Here is a 16,821-nt window from a genome sequence, read left to right as displayed (position 1 = left end):
ATGACTGAGGGGCTGCCGACCTGCCAGGACGGCAGCCCCTCAGCGCGACGGCGGGTGCCGGCGAAGGGTTCCCACGCGAGCGCATTTCCGGTCAAGCCCCGCAAGGGCACCGGAAGACCGAAGACTCAGGCCTTTGAGCTGAAGACTGGGGACGGGACCGCTCCCGCGCGGTCCGGTGTGCGTAACCATCAGGCGGTCGGCGGCCGATGCACGCATCGGCTCCCGCGCCTCGCGCCGTCAGGGCGGAGCAGCTAGTCGACGAGCGAAGGGCAGCCGCGGTTCGCGATGGGCACCGCGTCCAGGAACTCGGCCGGGAGGTCGAACGCGTCGACGAGCGTCATCATGTGCGGAGCGAGGCTCTCGACAACCTTGTCAACGGTGTGCGGCAGAGCGCGCACATGCTCGACGGTGATGTGGCCGTCGGCCAGCAGGTCGCCGGTGTGTGGCCCGAGTTGCTTGAGGAGGAAGAGCAGGCAGAGCCGGTCGAGCAGGGCGCGCGCCTGCGGCCCCACCGCGTTCGCGGCCGCTTCGAGGAACGCGTCGGCGGCCTGCAGCCGGGCATGGACCGAGACCATCTCCAGGGCGGAGGAGGACGCGGCGTTCCAGCGGGCGATCGGATCACCCGCGGGCCCCTGACGGAGGCTCTTGCGGGCCCGGGTCTGCCAGATCGCCTCGACGTGGGAGAGGAGGCCACGCAGAAAGTGAGGGTCTGTCAGAACGCGTTGGTCGGGGGGTGTTTCGTGCATCTCCTCGTCGGTCTGGTGGCCGAAGAGCATCTCGGCGGCGGCCTTCACCCAGATGACGAGGTTGTCGCCCTCCGCCGTGATGGTTCCCTCGACGTACTGCGGGTAGTCGGCCAGGCCGTTCACGGGGAACAGCCCCTGGGCCCCGCACCGTTCGCGGCACTCGACCGTGATGGAGCGTGCCTGCCAGGTGATCCAGCCCTTCGCGATGGCGACCAGACGCTCGACGTCCGTCCTGTCCTCGGGAGTGTGCCGCGTCCACCGGGACACCACCGAACGGTGCAGGAAGGTCATGGCGTACGCCGTGGAGAGCGAGTCGAGCAGCCTGCCGTGATGGCTCCGGTGCGCGTTCACCAGGATGCGCTCACCGTTCTTGGGACCGCTGATGTGCCTGAGGTGCGCATGGCGTACGGCGATGGCCAGGGCGGCTCGGGACGCCCCGACGGCCGCGCCGCTCATGCAGAGCTTCCCGGCGGTGACCCGGTTGATCGACTGCAGGAACCGCTTGCGCCTGTTGCCCCGGCTGCTGGTGAGGGTCCCGTCGATGCTGAGATGTCCGTGGTCCGCTTCGAGCAGGGCCTCGCGCGGCAGCACGACGTGGTCGAACGCGGTGAGGCAGTGGTCCACCGGAGCACCGGTGCGCAACGGCAGTCGGCGGACCGTCACGCCCGGCAGGAGGCCTGCCTCGTCGCTCAACGGGGTCAGGAACAGGAAGACCCCCTGATCCTTGCCGTCGATCATGAGCCGTGCGGCCACCACGGCGGTCTTGGGGCCGCCCGTGGTGCTGGTGTTCGGCATGAACTTCTGTGCGCCGATGTGCGGCGTGTGGAGGATGAACCCGCCTGTCCGCGGGTCGAGTTCGGCGGTGGTCTGCAGTGCCGCGGCGTCGTTCCCGTGCTCCAGCTCGGTGCACAGAAAGGTGCCCGTGCGCCGCATGGAGGTGAAGTCGGACAGGTCGCGTCGCCCGCCACCCTCATGGTCGAGGAGGCTGCCCAGGAACAGGTTGTAGTGGATGCTCGCGACCGTGCACAGCCCTCCGCCGCCGTCCACGATCGCGGTCCATTCGTGCAGGCTCGCCAGCCGGCTCGGGTCCTGTACCAGGTCTTCGGGGCGGTCGACGGTGTCGTTGACGAGACGCAGCCAGTCGTAGGAAAGGGCCATGCGCTCGTCGGGAGACAGCCCGGGTCGGTGACGGAACGTTTCGCTCGATATGAGGTCGCGCCAGGGACCGTGGATGCGGCGTCGATCACCACGGTCGAACAGAAGATGCGTGAGCTCGCCCGTGGTCACGTCAACGGTGGCCATGCGGGCAAGGGTGAGGCTTTCGGTCTCGGACAAGCTGTCCTGGAAGGGGTGACCGGAGGCGTACTCCGGCAGTCCTGCCAGGTTGGGGGGCTTTGCGTGCGACGTCAGAAGGGTCATGACCCTCTCCCCGTGTCTCTGATCCTGAAGGATGAGATGCGCAGAGCCCAGAAGATACGGACCTACCGGTTTTCTTATCAAACCAAATTTTGGTAAATCGCGACCTGGAAGCGTCTCCGGCTTGAGCCCTTCGTGTCCCAAGTGGGCAGCGGAATGCCCCAATCGCACTTGAGGGTGGGGTATTCCACTTGCCAGGCGGGGTGACGGGGGGATTGAAAAACCGCCTGAGTGGTTTTATTGTGTGCCCTACGGGGGTACGCCTCATCCGCATGCGAGCCGTGCCGGGGTGGCGTGATCTCGTTTCGTGCTCTTGATCGCCTGGCTCACCCAATGGCAAGATACGAACCTGCCGGTTTCTTTTCCCTGGTCGGTCGGCGGGTGAGACCTAGTGCGGAGGTGGGCCATGGCGGTTCAGGAACGAGCCATCAGGACCCGACGAGCGATCCTGTCCGCCGCCGCCACGGTGTTCGCCGAGGTCGGGTACGAGGCGGCGACCATCTCCGAGATCCTCCAGCGGGCCAATGTGACCAAGGGGGCCCTCTACTTCCACTTCGCCTCCAAGGAAGAGCTGGCCCAGGCCGTCCTGGCCAACCAGCTCTCCTCCGTCCCGGCCATCCCCGCGCAGGAGCTGGCGCTCCAGCAGGGGCTGGACGAGGCATTCCTGCTCGCTTACCTGCTGACTTCCGGCGACCCCATGGTGCAGGGCAGTGTGCGGCTGACGGTGGATCAGGGCGCCCCGCAGGACGGTCTGGACCGCAGGGTTCCGATGAATGCGTGGATCGACCACAATGCCGGCACGCTCACCCGGGCGAAGGAGAACGGGGAGTTGCTTCCCCAGGTCGACGTGGTGGCCGCGGCGAAGTTGTTCGTCGGTGCGTTCACCGGCGTCCAAGTACTTTCCAAGATCATGACCGGGCATGAGGACCTGATGGACCGGCTGGCGCAGCTTGAGCAGCACCTCATGGCGAGCGTTGCGGTCCCGGCGGTGCTTGTCCGCCTGGACATGAACCCGGACCGTGGGATGCGGGTGTACGAAGCGGCCATGAAGCTGCAGGAGGACGCGGAGTTGACCGCGGCCGGCTGAACGGTTGGATCCTCCGGTGACGCATCGGTAGTGCATCGGAGGCGGGAGGGCCCCGACCTCTCCCATGGGCACGGCGAAAGCACAGCGCAAGCAACGCAACGTCAGATCAACCCAGGGAGTGCACCGATGGAAACGTCTGCCTGCCCCTACGCCCTGGACGTGTCAGGGCGGGACCTCGCCGGCGAGGCCGCGATGCTGCGGGCTCAGGGCCCCGCGGTCGAGGTGGAGCTGCCCGGTGGGGTCATCGCGTGGGCTGTCGTCCAGCAGCAGTACGTCGAACGCCTGCTGACCGACCCGCGGGTGTCCAAAGATGCCCGGCAGCACTGGCCCTCGTTCATCGAGGGGAAGATAACGGAGGAGTGGCCGCTCTACCCCTGGGTGGTGAACGAGAACATGCTGTTCGCCTACGGGGAGCGGCACACCCGGCTCCGCCGCATGGTCGCGGGGGCCTTCACGGCACGGCGCTCCGAAGCGCTGCGCCCGCGCGTCGAGGAGATCTCCGCCGAACTGCTCGACGGACTGGCCGCCCTCCCGGCAGGCGCCCCCGTCGACGTGCGTGCCTCGTTCGCCGAACTGCTGCCCATGCGCGTGATCTGTGAACTGTTCGGTGTACCCCAGGGGGCCGCGACGGAGGAGTTGTGCCTCGCGCTGAGCACCGTGTTCAGCACCACGGTCTCCGCCGAGGGAATCGAGGCGGCCCGGATCAAGGCCTTCGAGCTGCTGGCCGCGCTGGTGGCCACAAAGCGGAACGAGCCCGGCGACGACCTCACCTCCTCGCTGATCGAGGTACGCGACCAGGGCGGCGACCGCCTCAGCGAGCACGAACTGCTCGGCACGCTGTTCCTGATGATCGCCGGTGGGCAGGACCTGACGACCGCTCTGATCACCAACGCTGTCGGCGCGCTGCTCCAGCACCCCGAGCAGCTGGAGCATGTGAGGGCCGGCCGCGCCGGCTGGTCGGACGTGGTCGCCGAGACCATGAGAGCCCACACGCCGGGGGCCTACTGCCCGATCAGGTTCGCGGTGGAGGACATCGACCTGGACGGCGTCAGGATCAAAAGGGGCGACCCCATCATCGTCTCCTTCGCCGCCGGCGGCCTGGAACCTGAGCGGTACGGAGAGGATGCCGCGCGGTTCGACCTGTTGCGTACGGACCGTGACACCCTGGGATTCGGGCACGGGCCGCATCGCTGTGTGGGGGCTCCGCTCGCCTGGGTGGAAGCCGAGGTCGCCCTTGCGGCGCTGTTCGACCGGTTCCCGGACCTGGCACTCGGCTGCGCTCCGAAGGAGCTCGAGCCGTTGCCGACCTTCGTGGTGAACAGTTACCGGTCACTTCCAGCCGTGCTCCGCCCCGCCGTTCGCTGACGTACGGGAGCAGCCTCGAGGACTGAACTCCGCCAGCCCGGTCGGGCCGGCGGAGTTCTGCGTTGTCGGGAGGCGCTCGCGATCTGCGCTCAAGCCGTTCCCGAGCACCGTGAACGACCGTAACGCGGAATGACTGGTGTCACTTCATCCAACATTCACGAACCATGCGGAAGGTTTGTGGCGTAGGAAGGAGGGGTTGCATCAGTCGGTTGGGCGGCACCGGGGCCAGAAATGGCGTACAGACGGGGTCGGTGTTCGCCCCGTGGAACGGCGCCGAGCAGGCCGGATGCCGCCCTGGACAAGTACTCGAGGATGTGGAATGTTGTACGCCGAATTAACATACCAAGCACGCGGTTTGATGCCCGGTGGTACAGAACGCTCCCACGCCTCGGGGGAGGCGGATGCGGTGGTCCCGGTTCTCCCCGCGAGCTCCAAAGGAGAGGCGTGATGGTCAAGCAGGTTCGGGCGGCGCGTACGCGGCAGGCCCTCATCGACGCGGCGGCCGAGGTCTTCGCGGAAGACGGGTATGCCGTCGCCTCACTGCCTGCGATCAGTAAGCGTGCGGGCGTGAGCGCCGGTGCTCTCCACTTTCACTTCCCCAGCAAGGACGCTCTGGCCCGTGAGGTGGAAACGGCGGCCGTGGGCTCCGTCGAGTCCCTGGCGATGCGCTTCCGGTCCTCGGCGGACACGTCGCTTCAGGCGCTGGTGAACGTGACACACGAACTGCTGCTCGCCGTCACCGCCGACGCCGTGATCAGGGCGGGGTTCAAGCTGAGCGGTGACCCGTCGCGCAAGAACGGGGCCGGACTGCGGCAGTGGTGGCGGACCTGGGTCCATGAACTGCTCCTCCAGGCCCAGAGAGAGGGGGAGTTGGCCGAGAAGGTGTCGCCGGAGGGCGCCACGGCGGCGATCGTGGCCGCCACCGTCGGCTTCGAGACGCTCGGCGCCTGGGACCGGAACTGGGTCTCCCAGGAGTACGTGGCGGAGTTCTGGGTCCTCGTCCTGCCGCGCCTGGCGGCCTCCCGGCATCAGGAGTTGCTCGTACCGGGCGGAACGGGCCGCTGACGCGCGGCGCTCGGCCTGGGGAGAAGCGGCGAGTGCCGGGGGGCAGGGCAAAAGCCGGCACCAGAGCCCTCACCTCGCCGGAGAACCGGCGAGTCCTCCTGGCGCCACGCCATCATGGTGCAGGAGCAACAGACCGACGGGACGGAGGGGCGATGCAGGTGAACCGTGCAGATCCGTGCACCGCGTTGAGGTCGGATCGGCCCGAGGAAGCCGTTTCCCGCTCCGCTGAAGCGCGTCGTCCCTCGGCCGGTTCGTGATGGAACGGATCCTGGTGGTGGGTGCCACCGGCGCGGGCAAATCCACACTCGCCCGTACCCTGAGCGGTCGACTCGGGCTGGTCTACCACGAGATGGACGCGCTGTACTTCAGCGGCCCCGACTGGGCCGTGAATCAACAGCTGACCAAGGACGTGTCTCAGCTGGTCGCCGGACCTCACTGGGTCATCGACTCGATCGGCTCTCCGGAAGTCCGTGACCTTATGTGGGAGCGGGCCGACACCGTGATCTGGCTGGACTACGCCAAGCGCGTCGTGATGCCCCGAGTGCTACGACGGTCCGTGCGGCGCACCGTCACCCGCGAGGTCATCTTCGGCGGCAACCGGGAGACCTGGCGGGGCTGGCTGAGCCGGGAGCACCCGGTCCGGTGGTCCTGGTCGCAACACGCGGGACGCCGCCGCGAAGTCGGCCGACGCACCGTCGACCCCCGCTTCAACCCCCTCGTCACCCTTCACTTCCGCCACCCCGACGACACGGCGGCCTGGGTGAGGTCCCTCTGATCGGGCTCCGGCCGTTCCGGTCGGCTCGCCGACCCGAGCGGCTACGCCGTTGCCCGGCAGGTCGCCGACCTGGAGGCCGTACGGCATCGGATCCGCGCCGCTCGGGTGGTGCTGCTCGGAGCGTCCTGGGGCGCCACGCCGAGCCGGATCCGGTCTTCGCCGAGCTGCCGGCGATCGCGGCCCCGGCGGCGACCTGACATCCCGGCCGCCCCTTGAAGGACATCCCGGGCTCTTTGCCCGGCCTCTACTCCAATCAGCTCACCACCGCGGACCCGCGCCGCCGACGTCCTGCCCGGCGCCACGATGCGCACCGTCGCCGCTGCCGGCCACCCCATCGACGCCGAGCAGCCCCGCGTCTACCGCGCAAGGAATGAATGGCCTGGCGAGTGGTGTTGCCGCGACAGCAGCACAAGCCCATCCGACTGGCGTGGCCGCTGTGAACGTCCGACACTTTGAGCCACGACGCGAGGTGGAGAGTGAGCACCGTCCTGACGCAGCCGCTGACCGACTGGGAGAAGGCCTTCGCCGGGCTCCGAAGCGACGGCGCGGTCGAGCTGCGTTTCGATGTCGTCCTGTTTCGAGTGAGCGCCTGAAGATGTCCTTCGAGGCCACCGACCACACGGGCGACTACACGGGGCAGAGCGCATGCGGCACCGGCGCGCACTCGCCGCTGCGCGACTTCCTGCGGACCGAGACCGGAAGCGCCGCCGTCCTGGTGACGGCGACGCTGGCCGCGCTCGTGTGGGCGAACGCCGCGCCCTCGTCCTACGAATCGTTCTGGCAGACGCATCTGTCCGTCCGGATCGGCTCCCACGGCGTCTCGCTGCACCTGCGCGAGTGGGTGAACAGCGGCCTGATGACGTTCTTCTTCTTCGTCATCGGCCTGGAGGCGCGGCGCGAGTTCGACATGGGCGAACTGCGCGACCGAAAGCGGCTCGCCCTGCCCCTCGCGGCAGGCGTCAGCGGCATGCTCGTACCGATCGGCATCTACCTCGCGATCAACGCGGGCCACGGCACGACGCACGGGTGGGGCGCGGCGATGTCCACCGACACCGCCTTCGCCCTGGGCATGCTGGCCGTCGTCGGACGCCGTATGCCGCCCGGACTGCGGGTCTTCATCCTCACCCTCACCGTGGTCGACGACTTCCTGGCCCTCGGCGTCATCGCCGTCGCCTACAGCGACGACATCAGCGTGCCGGCGCTCCTCGTCGCCATCGGCACCTTCGCCGTCATCCTGCTCCTGCGCCGCCTCGACGTCCGCCGAGGCGCCGTGTACGCGGTACCGGCACTGATCACCTGGGTCGCCCTGCTCGAATCGGGCGTGGACCCGGTGGTCATCGGTCTGGCCATGGGAATGCTGACGTACGCGTACCCGGCGGCGCGCTCCGACCTGGAACGCGCCAGTGGCCTGTTCCGGCTGTTCCGCGAGCAGCCCACACCCGAACTGGAACGCTCCGTGCGCGCCGGCCTCGCCTCGGCCATCTCCCCGAACGAGCGGCTCCAGCGCATGTACCACCCCTGGGTGAGCTATGCCGTCGTACCGCTCTTCGCGCTGGCCAACGCCGGAATCGCGGTCGACGCCGACCAACTGGGACGCGCGTTCACCTCACCCATCACCCTGGGCATCCTCTTCGGATACGTGGTGGGCAAACCGCTCGGCATCGTCGCGGCCTCGCTGCTGGCCACCGCCGCGAGCCGCGGCCGCATCCGGATCCCGGTCGGCTGGGGAGCCGTCACCACGGGAGGAACCCTCGCCGGGGTCGGCTTCACGGTCTCCCTGCTGATTGCCACCCTCGCCTTCGACGGCGCCCGGCTCGACGACGCCAAGATCGGCATCCTGAGCGCCGTGATCTGCTCCTTCGCCGTCAGTCTGCTCGTCACCAGTGTGCTCAGGGCGCTGCCGCGCAGCGTGCAACTGCGGGCGCTGCTCGGGAAGGCGGAGACGATCGTCGACCTCGCCGTGCCCGTCGACCCCGACCGCGATCACATCCGAGGACCCCGGCACGCGGCCGTCACCGTGGTGGAGTACGGCGACTACGAATGCCCCTACTGCGGACAGGCGGAGTCCGTCGTCCGTGAGCTTCTCGGCGACTTCGGGGACGTGCGCTACGTATGGCGCCACCTCCCGCTGCCGGACGTCCACGTGCACGCACAGTTCGCCGCCGAGGCGGCCGAAGCGGCTGCGCTGCAGGGACGCTACTGGGACATGCACGACCTGCTCATCGGCCATCAGGGCGCCCTGCGCGCCGACCACCTGCGCGGATACGCCGCCGACCTCGGGCTGGACGCGCAGCGCTTCGAGCGGGATCTGCGCGCCCACGCGGGTGCGGCGCGCGTCGCCGAGGACGTCGAATCGGCGGACCTCAGCATCGTGGCGGGAACGCCCACCTTCTTCGTCAACGGGCGCAGACATCACGGCGCGTACGACATCGCGAGTCTGTCCGCCGCGGTGCGCGCCGCTCGGGAGCGGGCCGCTGTGGCGGCGTAGGAACGATCGCCGCTCAGGAAGCGGGCGGTTCGGGCAGGATCTGGCGTGGGCCGATCCGCGGGTGCCCCGGGCGCTTCCACTCGCGCGGATAACCCACCGACACCTCCTCGAAGCGCACCCCGTCGTACCAGGTGGTCCGGGGGATGTGCAGATGGCCGTAGACCATGGTGCGGACCGGGAAGCGCAGATGCCAGTCGGCGGTCAGCTGGGTGCCGCACCACAGGGCGAACTCCTGGTAGTGCAGGATGCGGGTCGGCTGCCGGACGAGCGGGTAGTGGTTGACGAGGACGAGCGGCAGGCCGGGAGGGCATTCCAGGAGCCGTTTCTCGGTCTCCTCTACCCGTGCCCAGCACCACTCCTCGCGGCTCGGGTACGGGTCCGGGTGCAGCATGAACTCATCGGCGCACACCACCCCCGATTCGTAGGCCCGGTCCAGCGCCTGCTGCTTGGTGTGGGCCTCCTCGACGCGGAAGCTGTAGTCGTACAGCAGGAACAGCGGGGCCACCGCCGCCGGGCCGCCCGGGCCGGTCCACACCGGGTAGGGGTCCTCGGGGGTGGACACGCCGAAGCTGCGGCACACCCCCACCAGGTACTCGTAACGCTCCAGGCCGCGCAGCCGCAGGGTGTCCTCGCGGTGCGTCCACAGATCGTGGTTGCCTGGGGTCCACAGCACCTTCGCGTAGCGGCGGCTGAGCAGATCGAGCACCCACTCGATGTCGGCGGCCTTCTCGGCCACGTCCCCGGCGACGATCAGCCAGTCGGCGTCCGACTGCGGGCGCAGTTCACTGACGACCTGGCGGTTCTCCGAGAAGGCGGCGTGCAGATCGCTGACGGCCCAGAGCGTCGGCTGCCCCATGAAGGTCAGCCGCCCGCGATCCCGGTCCCCGCCGCGGCCTGGGCGGCGGCCCGCGCCGGACGCACGAGCAACTCGCCTGCCCGGCGGGCGAGTTCCTTGCGGTCGACCTTCCGGTTGGAGTTCAGCGGGAACTCCGTCACGTGCTCGAAGCGTCGCGGCAGCATTCCCTTGGGCAGCACCTCGCGCAGCGCCCGCGCGAACCGGGCCGCGGGACGGACCTCGCCGGTGTAGTACACGACGATCTCCGTACCCGATTCCCCCGAGGTGGCCACGGTGACCACGTCCTGCACGCCGTCGCAGGCACGCAGCGCGTGGTCGATCTCGGCCAGCTCCACCCGCCAACCCTGCACCTGCACCTGGGAGTCGAGGCGGCCGAGGTAGACCAGCTCGCCGTCGGCCAGGCGGCGTACCCGGTCCCCGGTGCGGTACCAGACGCGGCCCTCGCGCTCCACGAACCTGCCCTGGTCGTCCTCGGGGTCGAGGTAGCCGGTGGCCATCTGCGGCCCGGTGATGAGGAGTTCGCCCTCAACGGGGGTCTCCCGGTCGTTCTCGTCGACGAGTACGTGGTCGTGGCCGTCGTGCACGGTGCCGATCGGGACCAGGCCGTTGACGCAACGACCGGGCGAGGTGTCGGGGTTCCAGCGGTGTCCGGTGATGGTGACGGTGAGTTCGGTGGGCCCGTAGATGTTCTCCAGCGTCGATGCGGGCGCGGCCGCCTGCCAGTCCACTGCATCGTGCGCGTGCAGGGCCTCCCCGGCGAAGAAGCTCCAGCGCAGCCCGGCGAGCGCCCCGGCGTCCAGCCCGCCCATGCGGCGTACGAGGGAGATGGCGCTCGGCGTGGCGAACCAGACGCTCACGCCGTGCTCGCGGATGTGCGCGGGCAGGTCCAGGTAGGCGGTCTGCGGGGTGACGTCGACGGTGGCGCCCGAGCCCCAGGCGCAGAACAGGTCGAACATCGCGCAGTCGAAGTTCAGGTCGAACGTCTGCGAGAAGACGTCGTCCGGCGTGAAGTCGTAGCGGCTGTCGAGGAGTTGGAAGTAGTGATGCGTGCTGCCGTGACTGATGGGCACCCCCTTGGGGCGCCCCGTCGAGCCGGAGGTGAACAGCATGTACGCCACGTCGGCGGGTTCCACCGGGCGCGGCCGGGCCAGGGCGAGCGAGGGGTCCGGCTCGGTGACCGGGATGCCCGCACCGTCGTCGTACATCCGGGGGAGCGCGGCGCGTCCCCGGTCGTCGGCGATCAGGGCGGCGGCGCCGGAGAGTTCGAGCATCCGCCGGGTGCGGGCGACGGGGAAGTCGGGGTGCAGCGGCACGACCGTGGCCCCCGCGTACAGACCGCCGAGGATGCCGGCGTACGCCGTCACGGTCTTGCCCGCCAGGACGCCGACCACCTTCGCGCTGCCCAGCGATCCCGCCCACGTCAGCGCCTGTTCGTGCAGCGTCCGATAGGTCACGCTCTCGGCGCCGATGCGCAGCGCCGGGCGGTCGGGCGACAGTGCGAGTCCGCGCAGGAAGCGCTGGTAGAGGGCCTGTTGCTGCTGCTCGGTCATGCTTCCTCCGTCACGGCACGAAACGACGATCTCGGTCGCGGTGGGCTCAGGCGGCGAGGACGCGCGCGGGCCTGCGCCGGGGCCTGAGGGCGAGGCGGGGACTGGCCGGTACGACCTTGAAGTTCTTCGACGCCACGCCCACCCGCCCGAACAGCGCGTCCTGCCCGGCGACATAGAGCGTGCCCACGCCCTTGTCGCGCAGCGAGGCGAGCGCCCCCGGCCAGTCGACCGCGCGGACACAGCAGTCGAGCAGCAGATCGCGGATCTCCGCGCCGGTGGTGAGGAGCGAACCGTCCTGGTCGGAGACGACCGGCAGATGCGGGTCGGCGAACTCCACGCCGTCCAGCACCTCGGCCGCGGCCCGCTCGCGCAGCGCTCCGAACGCGGCGGAGTGCATGGGCGGTTCCATCACGTACAGCGGAAGCCCGCCGAGCGCGCGCAGCCGCTCCTGCAGCCACTCCAGCTTCGCCTTGCGCAGGGTGACCATCGCGAAGTCCTCGTCCACCACACACGTGATGTCGAACCACTCGCCCTGCTCGGTGAGTTCGGCGAGCACACCGTCCAGCGCGGCCCGCGGTGTCCGGGCGAACGACTGCGTGGCGACCTGCTCGGCGTAGTCCTCCGCGAAGAACGCGTCCAGACAGTGCGCGAACCGTTCGGTGACCCGAACCCCGTCCGCGAACGACAGCGCCCCGGAGTGGATCGCGGTGGCCTTTCCGCCGAAACTCGGCCCGGTGACATAGGCGGGCACGAAGCCGAACTCGTCCTCGGCCCACTGCGCCAGCGCCACACAGTTCACCAGAAACGCGACCTGGGCATAAACCGAATAGTCGCCCTCCGCCTCCCGGAACCGGTCGAACAGCGAATAGCCGAGCGCCTCGTCGGCCTCCGCGGCAAGTTTCCGTGCGAAGCGATTGACCACCATGAATTTGCCGACCTCGGAGAAGGGCGCGGGCCCCATCCCCGGAAACACCAGGGCACTTTCCGTGCGGTCCTCAGTCACCATGGCCCCAGTCTGCTGACGGGCCACCACACCAATAACCCCTAACCGCCCCCAGCCGCCCCTGATAGGGGCGGGACACGGCTACTCCTCCGCAGGCAGCCAGCCCCGGGCCACCGCCCGGCAGCCGGCCTGGAAGCGGCTGCGCGCCCCCAGCGCCTCCAGCAGCTCCGCGGAGATCCGCCGGGCGGTGCGCGGCGACACCCCCAGACGCTTGGCGATCGCCTCGTCGGTCAGGCCCTGGCCGAGCAGGCGCAGCGCCTCCGCCGCCTGCGCGGTCAGGCCGTGCTCATCACGCTCCCTCGCACCCCCGCCGAGCGGCACCGCGCCCCGCCAGACACATTCGAACAGCGCGCACAGCGCGGTCACCGTGCCGCCACCGGTGAGGATCAGCGCACCCGACGTACTGCTCTCGCCGTCGACCGGGACGAGCGCGGTCCGCCGGTCCACGACCACGAACCGGACCGGCAGCGCGGGCGCCGTGCGCACCTGCCCGCCGCACTGGGCAAGTCCCCTCGCACACTCGAGGTCCGGGCCGCTGTTGTGCACGCTGTCCAGGCACAGGGTCCGCAACCGCACGCCCCGTTGCAGGAGTTCACGCTCCAGCAGCCGGGCCGCCCGCTGCCAGTCCTCGCCGAACGCACCCGGCGACAGCGTCAGCACCTCCTCGCGCGCGCCATGCAGCAGGGCACCTGCCCGGTCGCGTATCTCCTGGGCGTCGTCGAGGCGTTCGACCAGCTCCACGGGGCGACGTCCGTCGGTGGCGCCGAGTTCGGCGATCAGCTCACCGGCGGCCAGTTTGGTGCGCTCGCTGCGCTCCTGCTCGGCCGCGAGCCGGGCCTGCTGACGGGCGAGCAAGGTCTGTACGGCCACCCGCGGGTCCACCGTGCGAAACCGCTCCATACCGTCGGGATGCCGGCGTACGAGGGCCAGACTGCTCAAGTTGTCGAGCGCGGAGCGCAGTTCGGCCTCGCAGATCCCCAAGTGGTCCTGGAGGGCGTCGAAGTCCGTCTGCGGGTGGGCCAGCATGGTCCGATAGACGCGCACGGACGCGGCATCGAGTCCCAGCGTGCTGAGCACGGTGAGGTCCCTCCTGACGGCAGTCGGGTGCCGGGCGGCGGTCCCCGCGCCCGGTGGTGCGACCGGCCCGATCACGCGGTTCCCGGCCCGGCGGGACGGCGGTTCCGGCCGTGCGTATCGTGCGCGGGCCGACTTGAGGCCGGGTACGGCGCTGCTCGTCGGCGGCTGTGCGTGGGTGAGGAGGGAGGGCGACGGGTGTCAGCCGGGGGCTCGGTCGCCGTCGTGCGGCTCCGCCCGCGGGCCGGGGACCGGATCCGGGGCGATCAGGTCGTCGAAGTACGCGTCGACGAGTGCGGCCGAGCAGCTGGTGACGGTGGCGCCGGTCAGGTTCGGTTCGCAGGACAGCGTCCGCTCGACGACGGCCAGCGCGACCCGCTCTGCCGCGATCATCGCCGACGCCGTCACGAAGACGCCGACCGTCACGCCCGAGCCGTCCGCCGCCGTATGAAGGCTCACATGGTCCACCCGCTCGCCCGCCACCGCATGGCCGCGGACGCGGGCGCCGAGGCCGGCGGGCGATACCCGGGCGCGGGGAAGTGCGACGCGTACGTGGACGAGGTACATGGTCCGAGGGTCCGAGCCCGCGGTGGTGAACGCCAGGCATCCGGGTGGACGGAACATGCCGCTGCCGGTTGAGGCCAACGGCAGGGGGCTGACATTCGATCGTGCGGTGGGTGAAGCTCTCGTTCAGCAGCCGGAAAAGGGCTGCAACTCCCCGGTACGTGCGCCGGTTTTCGGATATCCGGCTGCTGGATTTCCAGCGGTCGTTCCTGTCTGTGGAGGTTTCCATGCCCGAGAACATCGATGCCATTCTGGCGGCCATCGACAGCAACAAGTCGATCCGCTCCGCGGTCATCAACCGCCTCACGACGGCGTACGCCGCCGAGTTCGTGAACCCGCTGCGCGCCGAGATCGGTGGCAACGACGACATCTCCCTCGACTCCGTCAACTCCAACAAGGAGTGGCAGGAGTAGAAGGCGCGCCTTCTCTCCCCGGGGCGGCAATCTCCGCCCCGGGGGGAGGCCCTGACCGCGCATCACCTCTTCACACCGAAATCGGCGGGTGGGCAGTGACCAGTGTTTTGCGTACGCCAACTCAGGACCGGACGCGTGCTCTCCTGCTGCGCGACGACCGGCGCGCACGGACGGAACTGATGCTGCGGCTGATGTACTCCTCCAGCGCCGCCGCGCAGGTCCTGCACGCCCTCGACGACGGCACCTCGCTCGACACGACCACCGCCGCCGTCTTCGCGACCGTCGACTTCCGGGCCCTGGCCGTGGAGCGCGCCGCCCGGCTGCGCAACCTCTCCCGCCATCTCCAGCGCACCTGCCCGCCCCTGTGGGCGTGCCTGGGCGAGGACGTCCTCACACCCCTGGTCGAGGGGTACGCCGACGCGGAGGCCTTCTGGCAGAGCGAGGGCCGCACACTGTTCGAGAACTTCTGCCTGTACGCCCATCGCGCCGTCGCAGGCGCCTCCCGTCTGCACGCGGACGTACTCCAACTCTTCGGCCTCATAGGCCGGTTCTCCGCACCGGAACTCATCGCCCCGCCGCCGGACGTCTGCGCCTGCACCACCGGAATCCCGGGCGAGGGGCTCGACGCGAGCCGCGGCGCGGACTCCCCGTGGAACGCAGGGCACCTGCCCGCCCCCACCGTCCCCGGCGCCCTTCAGGTGGAGGGCTTCCACTCGGCCTGGCGGCTGGTGGACGAGCGGGGCCGGCTCCCACGCTCCCTGCCGGACGCGCGCTTCGGCGAACGAGGCAGCTACCACATCGTCGTCGCCGCGTTCCCCGGCGACAAAGTCTCGGCCGCGGCGCTCGAGCTCTGAGGGAAGGCCAGCATGGACAGTGACGCCACGGCCGCTATCGCGCGGCTCGGATTCGGACTCGACTGGCAGTACCGCGGCCTCTACCCGCAGCCCATGCCGGAGCTGTGCGCCCGGTACGCGGGCCGGCTCAGCCATCTGTCGTGCGTCTCGCTGCCCAGCGGCACGGACGCCCGGACCTTCGTCGAGACCTGCGCGGGCGACCTGCCGGTGGTCCACCACCTGCCCGGTGTCGCCCCTGCCGCACCCGAGGGGCCCAACCTGGAACTGTTCACCCGGCTCGAAGCGGTCAGCGAGGCCCTCGACGCGGTGTGGACGTGCGAGGACATCGGGCTGTGGTCGGTCGGCCCCTACCCGCTGCCGTACTTCACCCCGCCGCTGTTCGAACGCGAAGTCGCCGACCACGTCGTGACCGGCATCAACAAGCTCCACGAACTCAGCCGCTTCCCGTTCGTCCCGGAAATTCCCTCGTGCACCCTCGCCGTCGGCCGTATGGGCCTCGGCGACTTCTTCCACCGCGTCACGGACGGCGCCGACTGCGACCTGCTCATGGACGTCGCCCATGTCTTCTCCTACGCCGTCGCGGCCGGGCAGCCCTTCGACAAGGTGCTCAAGTCCCTGCCCCTGGACCGCGTCGTGGAGATCCACGTCGCGGGCGGGCACATCGACGCGACGTACGAGAACCGCTACCTCGACACGCACAGCCACAGCGTCACCCCCGAGGTCATCGACCTGATGCAGGAAGCCGTGTCCCTCTCGCCGCGACTGCGCGCGGTCACCTACGAGATCGGCGTCGGCCTCGACGCCGAACAACTCGACACCGACTTCGCCCGCATCGAACAGCTCCTCGCGGAGATCGACTGGACTCCGGACGTGACCCGCGCACCCGCGGCCCCGGTCCCGTCCCCGGCCCTGCTCGCGGAGGCATCATGACCGCGCACCCGCGCGACGCCGGACCCGCCGACGACGGCATCCACCCCTGGCGCCGGCTCGGCCGCGAGAGCACCTTCGGTGAGCGGCTCGGTGCCGGTGTACGCGTCCTGGTCGTCGGCGACGGCAGCGCCCGCGCCGAGCCCGGTGCCCCCGCCGACGAGCACACCGAACGGGTCGCCACTCTGGTCGGTCAGATCGCCGGACGCCCCGACATCGGCTACGCCTCCGCGGACGCACTCAAGGCCGCCCGACTCGCCGGGAACCTGCGGGACATGACGGCCGGCTACGACATCGTGGCCCTGCCCTGGTCGGCGCCGGAAGCCGACGCGGATCGGCTGGGTGTGCGACGCGCCTTCGAGGAAGTGGCCCGCGAGCCGGACGCCCCGGTGTTCATCGCCGCGGCCGGTCACGACGGACCGGGCCGGCTGCGCTTTCCCGCCTCCTGCACCTCGGTGATCGCCGTCGGTGTCACCGGCGACGACGGCACACCGACCCCGTACTGCGGAAGCGACCAACTCGGCCGCAAACCACAGCTGTTGACCGACGGACTCAACGGACGCCAGGTCTTCGGATCACAGCAGCTCGTCCTGATTGCGGTCCTCCTGGCCGCCACCGTCGCACGACCGGGACGGTCC

At 69.9% G+C, this 16,821-nt stretch carries 15 protein-coding genes; 9 read left to right on the top strand and 6 right to left on the bottom strand.

The genetic code is table 11. From position 1 onward, the window contains the following. Positions 1–251: 251 nt before the first annotated feature. Positions 252–2,165, bottom strand: coding sequence for an acyl-CoA dehydrogenase (locus ABZS97_RS23130; protein WP_356140207.1), 1,914 nt, complete (start codon positions 2,163–2,165; stop codon positions 252–254). A gap of 403 nt (positions 2,166–2,568) precedes the next feature. Here ABZS97_RS23130 and ABZS97_RS23125 point away from each other — a divergent pair, with 403 nt between their 5' ends. From ABZS97_RS23125 to nhaA, 5 genes are all read left to right on the top strand, one after another. After that, positions 2,569–3,249, top strand: coding sequence for a ScbR family autoregulator-binding transcription factor (locus ABZS97_RS23125; protein ID WP_356140206.1), 681 nt, complete (start codon positions 2,569–2,571; stop codon positions 3,247–3,249). Positions 3,250–3,375: 126 nt separating this feature from the next. After that, positions 3,376–4,614: a cytochrome P450 gene (locus ABZS97_RS23120; RefSeq protein WP_356140205.1), complete on the top strand. Its 1,239-nt coding sequence runs from the start codon at positions 3,376–3,378 to the stop codon at positions 4,612–4,614. A gap of 447 nt (positions 4,615–5,061) precedes the next feature. Further along, entirely contained in the window at positions 5,062–5,679 is a 618-nt protein-coding gene (locus tag ABZS97_RS23115; RefSeq protein WP_356140204.1) for a ScbR family autoregulator-binding transcription factor, read from the top strand. Between the two features lie 256 nt (positions 5,680–5,935). Continuing rightward, the gene (locus ABZS97_RS23110; RefSeq protein WP_356140234.1) at positions 5,936–6,454 is read left to right on the top strand and encodes an adenylate kinase; all 519 of its coding nucleotides are present in this window, start codon (positions 5,936–5,938) and stop codon (positions 6,452–6,454) included. Between the two features lie 595 nt (positions 6,455–7,049). After that, positions 7,050–8,942: a Na+/H+ antiporter NhaA gene (gene nhaA / locus ABZS97_RS23105; protein ID WP_356140203.1), complete on the top strand. Its 1,893-nt coding sequence runs from the start codon at positions 7,050–7,052 to the stop codon at positions 8,940–8,942. A gap of 13 nt (positions 8,943–8,955) precedes the next feature. Here nhaA and ABZS97_RS23100 read toward each other — a convergent pair whose 3' ends face one another. The 5 genes from ABZS97_RS23100 to ABZS97_RS23080 all read right to left on the bottom strand — a co-directional run bounded on the left by ABZS97_RS23100 (position 8,956) and on the right by ABZS97_RS23080 (position 13,992). After that, entirely contained in the window at positions 8,956–9,798 is an 843-nt protein-coding gene (locus ABZS97_RS23100; protein WP_356140202.1) for a metallophosphoesterase, read from the bottom strand. 5 nt (positions 9,799–9,803) lie between these two features. After that, positions 9,804–11,348 carry an AMP-binding protein gene (locus ABZS97_RS23095; protein WP_356140201.1) on the bottom strand — a complete coding sequence of 515 codons (1,545 nt, stop codon included), beginning with the start codon at positions 11,346–11,348 and terminating at the stop codon, positions 9,804–9,806. A gap of 46 nt (positions 11,349–11,394) precedes the next feature. After that, complete coding sequence (locus ABZS97_RS23090; protein ID WP_356140200.1) at positions 11,395–12,354, bottom strand: ACP S-malonyltransferase; 960 nt, start codon at positions 12,352–12,354, stop codon at positions 11,395–11,397. Between the two features lie 78 nt (positions 12,355–12,432). After that, on the bottom strand, positions 12,433–13,428 hold the full coding sequence (locus ABZS97_RS23085; RefSeq protein WP_356140199.1) for a helix-turn-helix domain-containing protein: 996 nt from the start codon (positions 13,426–13,428) through the stop codon (positions 12,433–12,435). A 198-nt stretch (positions 13,429–13,626) separates the two neighbouring features. Then, a complete protein-coding gene (locus tag ABZS97_RS23080; RefSeq protein ID WP_356140198.1) occupies positions 13,627–13,992 on the bottom strand; it encodes a hypothetical protein in 366 nt (121 codons plus the stop codon). A 224-nt stretch (positions 13,993–14,216) separates the two neighbouring features. On the opposite strand from ABZS97_RS23080, the gene ABZS97_RS23075 reads away from it, so the two are divergent. The 4 genes from ABZS97_RS23075 to ABZS97_RS23060 form a co-directional block, all read left to right on the top strand. After that, complete coding sequence (locus tag ABZS97_RS23075; protein WP_356140197.1) at positions 14,217–14,402, top strand: hypothetical protein; 186 nt, start codon at positions 14,217–14,219, stop codon at positions 14,400–14,402. Positions 14,403–14,497: 95 nt separating this feature from the next. Next, on the top strand, positions 14,498–15,256 hold the full coding sequence (locus ABZS97_RS23070; RefSeq protein WP_356140196.1) for a hypothetical protein: 759 nt from the start codon (positions 14,498–14,500) through the stop codon (positions 15,254–15,256). A gap of 12 nt (positions 15,257–15,268) precedes the next feature. Then, entirely contained in the window at positions 15,269–16,186 is a 918-nt protein-coding gene (locus ABZS97_RS23065; RefSeq protein ID WP_356140195.1) for a DUF692 family multinuclear iron-containing protein, read from the top strand. Next, a partial coding sequence (locus tag ABZS97_RS23060) for a hypothetical protein (RefSeq protein ID WP_356140194.1) occupies positions 16,183–16,821 on the top strand: 639 nt, incomplete at its 3' end. The genes ABZS97_RS23065 and ABZS97_RS23060, both read left to right, overlap by 4 nt.

The sequence above is a fragment of the Streptomyces sp. NPDC005485 genome (assembly GCF_040606085.1).
Classification (GTDB): domain Bacteria; phylum Actinomycetota; class Actinomycetes; order Streptomycetales; family Streptomycetaceae; genus Streptomyces.
Note: the sequence above shows the minus strand (reverse complement) of the source record. Positions and strands in the feature narration are given on the sequence as shown.